Origin of the sequence: Methylobacterium segetis (assembly GCF_004348265.1) — a bacterium.
Taxonomy (GTDB): Bacteria; Pseudomonadota; Alphaproteobacteria; order Rhizobiales; family Beijerinckiaceae; genus Methylobacterium; species Methylobacterium segetis.
Genome location: NZ_SMNT01000190.1, coordinates 1 through 4,223, shown reverse-complemented (window position 1 = coordinate 4,223; position 4,223 = coordinate 1). Strand labels below are relative to the sequence as shown.

At 73.9% G+C, this 4,223-nt stretch carries 5 protein-coding genes and 1 pseudogene; 3 read left to right on the top strand and 3 right to left on the bottom strand.

Going from position 1 to position 4,223, the window contains the following annotated elements:
- Positions 1 to 503: pseudogene (locus tag E1J50_RS25730) on the bottom strand (hypothetical protein); the annotation flags it as partial.
- Between the two features lie 152 nt (positions 504 to 655).
- Here E1J50_RS25730 and E1J50_RS25725 point away from each other — a divergent pair.
- The 3 genes from E1J50_RS25725 to E1J50_RS25715 all read left to right on the top strand — a co-directional run bounded on the left by E1J50_RS25725 (position 656) and on the right by E1J50_RS25715 (position 1,861).
- Entirely contained in the window at positions 656 to 1,054 is a 399-nt protein-coding gene (locus E1J50_RS25725; protein ID WP_132257071.1) for a DUF3775 domain-containing protein, read from the top strand.
- Positions 1,055 to 1,137: 83 nt separating this feature from the next.
- Positions 1,138 to 1,542, top strand: a complete 405-nt coding sequence (locus E1J50_RS25720; protein WP_132257069.1) for a toxin-antitoxin system TumE family protein — start codon at positions 1,138 to 1,140, stop codon at positions 1,540 to 1,542.
- Positions 1,508 to 1,861: an HVO_A0114 family putative DNA-binding protein gene (locus E1J50_RS25715; protein WP_132257067.1), complete on the top strand. Its 354-nt coding sequence runs from the start codon at positions 1,508 to 1,510 to the stop codon at positions 1,859 to 1,861. Before E1J50_RS25720 ends, E1J50_RS25715 begins: the two co-directional genes overlap by 35 nt.
- Here E1J50_RS25715 and E1J50_RS25710 read toward each other — a convergent pair.
- A complete protein-coding gene (locus E1J50_RS25710) occupies positions 1,828 to 3,288 on the bottom strand; it encodes an FAD-binding oxidoreductase (RefSeq protein WP_132257065.1) in 1,461 nt (486 codons plus the stop codon). The two genes, E1J50_RS25715 and E1J50_RS25710, sit on opposite strands and share 34 nt — an antisense overlap.
- A 62-nt stretch (positions 3,289 to 3,350) precedes the next feature.
- Positions 3,351 to 3,815 (bottom strand): hypothetical protein, encoded by a 465-nt coding sequence (locus E1J50_RS25705; RefSeq protein WP_245516763.1) that lies wholly within the window; start codon positions 3,813 to 3,815, stop codon positions 3,351 to 3,353.
- Between the last annotated feature and the right edge of the window lie 408 nt (positions 3,816 to 4,223).

Here is a 4,223-nt window from a genome sequence, read left to right as displayed (position 1 = left end):
CGGCGCCGGCGGCGGGGCTCGGGGCGGGCGACCTCGCGGGCCATCTCCCAGAGGCGGTAGCCCGTCGGCGGCAGGGTGGTGGCGAGCTGCTCGGGGCTGCGGCCCGAGCGCACGGAGCCGCCGTCGAGGGGGTTCGTGGCCTGCCGCGGCTCGCAGGCGGGGCCTTCCGCGCGGCGCCCCGGCCCCTTCTGCGCCGGCGTCTCGCCCTGGTAGACGGCCTGGAGGGGCCCCGGGGCGCCCCGCACCCCGGTGAGGCGCAGCACCTGCACGCCCGCCGCGTATTCGCAGGGGCGGGGCGTGAAGAGCACGCCCTCCGCCTCGCCGCCGCTGCGGCAGATCTCCAGCCCGCCCCCGCCCGTCAGGAAGCAGGCCGGCGCCGCGCCCTCGTTCTGCGCGCGCGCGATGGGGGGGACCAGCGGGATCGTCGCGAGCGCGAGCCCGGCGGCCGCGAGGCGGCGCAGGCGGGAGGGAACGGGCGGGGAGGGGGGCTGGATCGTGGACACGCGAGCCGAGTTAGCGCGGCCCCTGCCCGGCGAAAAGGACCGCGCCCGCCGCGGCCCACAGGCGGCTGCGCCCGCTACCTGCCGAACCGCCGGCCCGCTCGGGGGTTGTCGGTGCGCCGGGGCGTCCCGCCCCACCGTTTCAGGAGTCACCCATGGACATCGCCGTCGACAAGGTCACCGAGATCATCCTGCGTCTGCGGGCGATCGAGGTGAAGGAGGGCGCGACCGATCCGGATTCCGGCTCGAACCCGATCGACGACGGCTCGACGGACGTCCTCGTCTCCGGCACCGACGACGCCACCGAGAGCGAGGTGCGCGGCATGATCGCGGGCCTCAACGACGACGAGCGCGCGAACCTCCTGGCGCTCCTCTATGTCGGGCGCGGCGATTACGAGGCCGCGGAATGGGCCGACGCGGTGCGCTTCGCCCGGGAGCGCGAGGGCGTGGGCGAGGGCGCGGCGCGCGAGCTCCTCGGCGCGCCCGATGCGGGCGACCTCCTCGACGAGGGCCTCGACGCGCTGGGCATCGTGCCGGACCTGCCGCAGGCGTGAGGGGGCTCGCCGGAGGGCGGGCTCCGGGGCGGACCGTCAAGTCGTCGCTTGTCGCATATATCGGCGCCTGATATATGTCAGGCATGCTCGACGAGCCGATGCAGCGTCTCCTGGCCTATGCCAGGCGCCGCTACTGGCTCGAGAACGGGTGGAGCCTCCGCTTCCGCGTCACGGAATCGGCGGTGACGGCGGGCCGGCCGCACGGCATCAAGTATGCCTTCACGCTGCACGACGTGGATCGGACGAGGCTCCTCGGATTCGACAATGCGCACGGCCTTCCGCGCCGCAGCGTCTATGACCATCGGCACCGTTTTCGGAGGACCGACGAGCTCGTGGCCTACGCGTTCATCGATGCCGACACGCTGATCTGCGACTTCTTCGCGGCCGTCGAGCAGGCATGCCGTGAGGAGGGTGTCCCGTTCGAATGCGTGGCCGAAGATCTGGAGGACGACGATGAAGCGGACGAGCCTCGCAAGCCTTCGCGATGAGATGCGGGCCGTCGCCCGAGGGGCGTGCGCGCCGCCCCCTCGGCCGGCCGCACAACTCCTGGCCACCCTGTCGCCGGAGGCGCTCGAACTCCTGGGCATCGTGCTGCGCGAGCGTCCCGCCACGATCGCGGACGTCGTCCGGCTGACGGGCCGATCCCAGCCGAACGTCTCCCGCTCGCTTCAGCAGCTGGCCGGCCACGGCCTCGTCCGCTTGGTCCGGACCGGGCGCGAGGTCAGGCCCGAGCCGCTCGTGCGCACGCTGCGGGTCGACCTGAGCGAGGGCACCTACGAGACGGAGCCCGCGGCGGCTCCGGCCTGATCGCGTCCGGCCGGGGGCTCGGCGAGCATCGCCCCGGCATTCATCATCCCCTCCGGGTCGAAGGCGCGCTTCACCGCCGCGAGGAGATGCAGCCGCGTCGGGTCGGTGTAGCGGACGAGCAGGTCGCGCTTGAAGCGGCCGATGCCGTATTCCGCGCTGAAGCTGCCGCCGAGATCGGCCGCGATGGCGTAGAGGTCGTGGGCGATGCCGGCCTCGATCGCCCGCGTGAAGGCGAGCCGGTCCTGCCCCTTGGGCACCACGAGGTTGTAGTGGATGTTGCCATCGCCGACATGGCCGTAGAAGGAGAGGCGCACCTCCGGCAGCCGCGCGGCGAGCAGCGCGCCGCCCCGCTCCAGGAAGGCGGCGAGCTGCGAGACCGGAACGGCGATGTCGTGCTTGACCGAGCCGCCCGCGTGCTTCTCGCCCTCCGGGATGGTCTCGCGGATCGCCCACATCGCCCGCCGCTGCGCCTCGGACTGGGCGAGCACCGCGTCCTCGACCTCGCCCCGCTCCATCAGGAGCTCCAGGGTGCCCATCAGCACGTCGTCGAGGGGGATGCGCGCCGAGGAGGCCTGCAGCTCGAGGAGCACCGCCCCGCCCGGACCCGCCCGCACCCCGGGATCCGTGCCGCGCATCTCGGCGACGAGGCCGAGGGAGGAGGCGGAGATCAGCTCGAAGGTGCTGGCGAGGTCGGAGGTCTCCCGCCGCACCAGCGCCGCGATCTCGGGCAGGGAGGCGCCCGCGCTCAGCTGCAGCCACGCGGTCGCCCGGTAGGCTTGCGCCGGCCACAGCTTCAGGACGACGCCCGTGACGATGCCGAGCGTGCCTTCCGCCCCGATGAAGGCCTGCTTCAGGTCGGTGCCGATGTTGTTCTTGCGCAGGCTCCGCATGTCGGAGAACAGGGCGCCGTCCGGCAGCACGGCCTCGAGGCCGAGGACGAGGTCGCGGGTCATGCCGTAGCGCAGCACCTGCAGGCCGCCCGCATTGGTGCCGAGATTGCCGCCGAGGCGGCAGCTCCCCTCCGAGCCGAGGCTGAGCGGCAGCAGCCGGTCGTGCTCGGCCGCGGCGGCTTGCGCCTGCGCGAGGAGGGTGCCCGCGTCGCAGGCCAGGGTGAAGTTGAGCGGGTCGACGGCGCGGATGCGGGTCATCCGCTCCAGGCTCACCACGAGCTGGCGCCGGCCGGGCTCCGGGGTCGCGCCGCCGACATAGCCCGTGTTGCCGCCCTGGGGCACGAGCCCGTAGCCGTGCGCGCGGGCGAGCCGTACGAGGCCCTGCACCGCCTCGACGCTGCGCGGGCGCAGCACCGCCTCCGTCTGCCCCCGCATCAGCTCGCGGTGGTCGAGGGTGTAGGCGGCCGTGCGGTCGGGCTCCGACAGCACGCCGCCCTCGCCGAGGAGGTCGCGGAAGGGGCCGAGGGCGTCGGGCATGGCGGGTCTCCAGCGCGGGAATTCCGGCCCTCTTAGCAGACCGCGCGCCCGGCGGGCCGCCCCTATTGCGCGGGCTTCGGCGCCTCGGCGGCGGGCGGGGACGCGGGAGGAGAGGTGGACGGAGAGGCGGGCGCGTCGGCGGCCACGGGCAGCAGCACGTTCTTGGCGACGTTGCCCTCCGGCCCGTACTCGCCCGCCACCGCGAGGCAGGCCTGCTCCCGGTTGAGCGCCATCTGGTTCGACATCAGGGCGAACATCGTCTGCACCCGGTTGCCGAAGGGGCCGCGCGGGCTCACGTCCTCGGCGCGGGTATTCTGCTTGGCGAGCAGCGCCTCGAACTGGTCGGTGCCGATGCGGTAGCCGCAGACGTTCGAGGCGGCGAAGATGTAGGCGGCGAATTCGAGCGCGCGCGGGGCCGGCGCGTTGCGGATCTGGGCCGAGGCCGGCGGGGCGGCCAAGGTCGCGGCCAAGGTCGCCGCAAAGGCCGCAACGCGGCTTGCGGCGGCGGGGGAAGGGATTCTGCGCATCCTGAAAGACGTCCTCCGGGCGCGGCCTCGTTGATGCGGGCCGCGTGACGGGAAGCGAGATAGTTCGGGCGCCCGCCGCCACCAAGGGGCGGGGACGGGGCCGCCCCATCGGCGAATCGTCTCAGGCCGGCGAAATGTTGCGTGGCCGGGGCCGGACGCAACAATCGCGGCCCGATGCCGGGGATCCCGGCAGCCCCCACGCAAAACTGCGGACATGCATCCCCCGTAGAGGAGGGCCTGCGAACGGCCGAATCGGCCGCGAGGACGCAGGGAAGGGGCCAGGAGGCTGCCGTGTCGATCTACGTTCACCTTGCCGGGATCAGCGCCGCCCTCGCGGCGGCCCTCGCCCTCGCGATGCCGGGCGCCGGCGGCCCGGCCCGCGCGGCGGTGCGGGCCGAGCCCGCTCCG

Coding starts and splice junctions, on each gene's coding strand:
- E1J50_RS25725 (WP_132257071.1), top strand. CDS start 656: ATGGACATCGCCGTCGACAAGGTCACCGAGATCATCCTGCGTCTGCGG.
- E1J50_RS25720 (WP_132257069.1), top strand. CDS start 1,138: ATGCTCGACGAGCCGATGCAGCGTCTCCTGGCCTATGCCAGGCGCCGC.
- E1J50_RS25715 (WP_132257067.1), top strand. CDS start 1,508: ATGAAGCGGACGAGCCTCGCAAGCCTTCGCGATGAGATGCGGGCCGTC.
- E1J50_RS25710 (WP_132257065.1), bottom strand. CDS start 3,288: ATGCCCGACGCCCTCGGCCCCTTCCGCGACCTCCTCGGCGAGGGCGGC.
- E1J50_RS25705 (WP_245516763.1), bottom strand. CDS start 3,815: ATGCGCAGAATCCCTTCCCCCGCCGCCGCAAGCCGCGTTGCGGCCTTT.